Source organism: Pseudoalteromonas sp. SR45-5 (genome assembly GCF_014163565.1).
GTDB lineage: Bacteria > Pseudomonadota > Gammaproteobacteria > Enterobacterales > Alteromonadaceae > Pseudoalteromonas > Pseudoalteromonas distincta.
Genome location: NZ_JACJDN010000570.1, coordinates 1 through 2565 on the forward strand (window position 1 = coordinate 1; position 2565 = coordinate 2565).

The following is a 2565-nucleotide window of genomic DNA, read 5'->3' on the forward strand; positions in this document are numbered from 1 at the left end:
ATTACAGGAGCACATCTTGCTAGCATGTAGAGAATTACCCGCTATGCTTAATTTATTATAAAAACAGTAAGGCTAAATTAGGTTATGCAAAATCGTCGACAGTTTTCTCGTGTGCTATTTTCAACTAACGCTCTGTTATGTTTTGATAGCCAACAGTATCCGTGTAAATTACTCGATCTATCGTTACATGGCGCGTTGGTTACTAATTGTGATGCATTTATTGGCAGCCACAATACGCAAGTAATACTGCGTTTTACATTACCTCAAAGCGATATAGAAATAAAAATGGAAGTAGTGATTTGCCATATTGAAGCCGATCATATTGGTTTAAAATGCCATCACATTGATATAGACAGTATTACTTATTTAAAGCGTTTAATAGAGCTAAACTTAGCCGATGATGAGCTACTGCATCGCGAATTAGCGTCACTTATTAATGACTCACAATAGACTCATTCTCTTAAGTTGATTACCATAGCGCAAACTTTATAAAGCTTGTAAATATGCGCTTAAATCCTCATTTGCCTTTGGTATACCATCCTAACTACTCGTTTAGCTTTGATCCTAAGCATCGCTTTGTAATGAGTAAATTTGCACATTTATATCAACATGTTGCAGAGCTTGGTTTAATCGGCAGTAACCTAGTTGAGCCAATATTAGGCACGCCAGAGCCGCTTGAGCTTGTGCATTGCGATAATTATATCCAAGATTTATGGCACAACCGCTTAGATGAAAAAGCCATGCGTCGCATTGGTCTACCTTGGTCAAAAGAGCTTATGGCACGTACATTTACAGCCCCTCAAGGAACGCTACAGACAGCCCGCTTAGCACTTAAACACGGTATAGCGTGTCATCTTGCTGGTGGTACACATCACGCACATAATGACTTTGGTTCAGGTTTTTGTATGGTTAACGATTTGGCCTTTACCACGCAAACTTTAATTAAATCGGGTGAGGTAACTAACGTACTTATTTTTGATTTAGACGTGCACCAAGGTGATGGCACAGCTGCAATGTTACAGCATCAACCCTATGCGTATACTTGCTCTATCCATTGTGAAAAAAACTTCCCCTTTAGAAAGTCCGCTAGCGATTTAGACATTGGCCTGGCAAATAATATGAAGGACGACGAATACCTTGCCATAGTTAACGAAACACTATGTTATTTACTTAAAGAGCTAAACCCAAGCTTAGTACTTTACGATGCTGGCGTTGATATTTGGCAAGGTGATGGCTTGGGTAAGTTAGATATTAGCTGGGATGGCATAGCTAAACGTGACCATTTAGTGCTAAAACGCTGCCTTGAACACAATACACCTGTAGCTACTGTGATAGGTGGAGGTTACGATAGAGATCACCTACGCCTCGCTAAACGCCACGCTATTGTTGTTGAACAAGCTGCTGGCTTTTAGTTTGAAATGAAAATGTTAAATTATCGTTCTTGTTTAATATGTAAAATAAAAAAGAGCATATTATGAAACAGCTATTTATTACCATCACGCTAATTTTATTAAGCTTTACAGCTTACGCACAAGATACAAGCTCAGAAGCAACATATCCTAAATTGCCAACATTAAATTTACAAATGGCTGATGGGTCGCCACTCAAGATTTATTAGGTCAACCTTACGTTTTACACTTTTGGGCAACATGGTGTCCGTACTGTAAAAAGCTGCAGCCAGCACTTCAAAAAATTGATGATATGGGATTAAAAGTTATTGCCGTGAGCTTTGAAGAAGATGACGATGCTACTCCCGCTAAAGCACTTAGCGAAAGAGGTTATACTTTTAAAACAGCTGTAAAAGCCGATGCAATAGCACAGCAATTAGGTATACGAGGCACACCTACTACATTATTTGTAAATAAAGAAGGCAATGTAATTTGGCTGACTAATACGTCAAACCCAGAAGATCCAAATCTTCATTTAAATGCACGAACATTGTTGCACTCCATAGACATGGCAACTGAGTAACTTATTGCGCTTTTAACTGATTAGGTGTTAAGCCTGTCCAGCGTTTAAAGGCGCGCCGAAAGTTAGGTATATCGTAAAAAGCTAAATGTTCAGCGACTTGTTCGTTATGTTTAGCGCACAGAGTAAGTAGGTAAATAGCTTTGTGCTTATTTTGCTCATCTATTAACGCTGAAAAGCGTACCCCATTGAGTTTGAGTCTGCGCTTAAATGTAGCTGAGCTCATAGCAAAGTGCTTTGCGGTGCACTCTAAATTAGCACTTGGGTGAGAGTATAAGTATCTGCAGACGGCTTCAATAAAAGTCATGCTAACTACGCTTTTATTATGTAGCTGCGACTGCGCTTGCATAAATGGTAATTGACTCGCATGCGGGTTTTTAGCCCTTAACATGGTTTTATTTAATACCCAGCGAGTACATGGCTTATCAAAACTTACCTTTAGCCCTAAATTTTGCTCGTATTCTTGAATATGCCGAGGGCGTTTAAAAGCAAAGTCGAACTGACAATGCGGGTAACTTTCGCTCACTCGTTTAAGTAAACTATAAAATGCAGTGCTGTATATCTCTAGCACATAGTGGAAAAGGCTTTCATCAAACC

At 39.1% G+C, this 2565-nt stretch carries 3 protein-coding genes and 1 pseudogene; 3 read left to right on the plus strand and 1 reads right to left on the minus strand.

The window, feature by feature from the left end; all coding sequences use genetic code 11:
* Positions 1 to 84: 84 nt before the first annotated feature.
* The 3 genes and pseudogenes from H5072_RS16605 (at position 85) to H5072_RS21510 (ending at position 1971) form a co-directional block, all read left to right on the plus strand.
* Positions 85 to 450: a PilZ domain-containing protein gene (locus tag H5072_RS16605; RefSeq protein ID WP_182694162.1), complete on the plus strand. Its 366-nt coding sequence runs from the start codon at positions 85 to 87 to the stop codon at positions 448 to 450.
* Between the two features lie 53 nt (positions 451 to 503).
* Positions 504 to 1412: a histone deacetylase gene (locus tag H5072_RS16610; protein WP_182694163.1), complete on the plus strand. Its 909-nt coding sequence runs from the start codon at positions 504 to 506 to the stop codon at positions 1410 to 1412.
* A gap of 62 nt (positions 1413 to 1474) precedes the next feature.
* Positions 1475 to 1971, plus strand: a pseudogene (locus H5072_RS21510) (TlpA family protein disulfide reductase).
* 1 nt (position 1972) lies between these two features.
* Here the strand turns inward: H5072_RS21510 and H5072_RS16620 are convergent.
* Positions 1973 to 2565 (minus strand): AraC family transcriptional regulator (locus H5072_RS16620; protein WP_182694164.1); only part of this gene is annotated, 593 nt, incomplete at its 5' end.

What these genes read in the sequence shown, in the direction of transcription:
- H5072_RS16605 (WP_182694162.1), top strand. Translation starts at nt 85, where the DNA reads ATGCAAAATCGTCGACAGTTTTCTCGTGTGCTATTTTCAACTAACGCT.
- H5072_RS16610 (WP_182694163.1), top strand. Translation starts at nt 504, where the DNA reads ATGCGCTTAAATCCTCATTTGCCTTTGGTATACCATCCTAACTACTCG.